Genomic DNA, 540 nt, shown 5'->3' on the forward strand with positions numbered 1-540 from the left:
ATAATACACACCGGCGAGAACTGTTAGCTGCCTGTCTTTTAGTTGATCTGAGTCCAGCTCTTCATTCGTTACTAATTCATGTGTATCAAGCGCAATTTGAATCAGCATCGTTGTAATAGCAAAGTTTCTTAGCCTTTCTTCAGGAAGATTAACATGATCAAGAACCGTAACTAGAAGTAATAGCTTATCTTCATCTATATTTGGAGATTCTATGTATTTAAGTAAATAAGGGTGCCGTATCTTTTTTTCGATTTGCTCCTTAACAATTGCCATTTTCACATTCATGTCTAGCATGCGATCACCCTTGATTTCCTTAAGTTTTCTTCATCAGTGCGTTATTATCATTTTCTTCTTTTTTACATTTATTACACATATCTAATATCCATAAGGCAGGACAATTATATCACAACTTAGAATACCTTAATAGGAGATTTTCCGGAAAAACTAAAGTCTTACATATAAAAGCCTGCAAATGGATTAAAGTGAAACTTCATTTAATGGGGCGCTTTATCCCCGCTAAATGTTAGTTGAACCAATCGG

The 540-nt window shown here is 34.6% G+C and carries 1 protein-coding gene; it reads right to left on the reverse strand.

The window, feature by feature from the left end; genetic code table 11:
- Positions 1 to 294 (reverse strand): heptaprenyl diphosphate synthase component 1 (locus tag V7149_RS19690; protein ID WP_335347292.1); only part of this gene is annotated, 294 nt, incomplete at its 3' end.
- Between the last annotated feature and the right edge of the window lie 246 nt (positions 295 to 540).

It is taken from the genome of Bacillus sp. JJ1503 (assembly GCF_036965125.1).
Taxonomy (GTDB): domain Bacteria; phylum Bacillota; class Bacilli; order Bacillales; family Cytobacillaceae; genus Cytobacillus.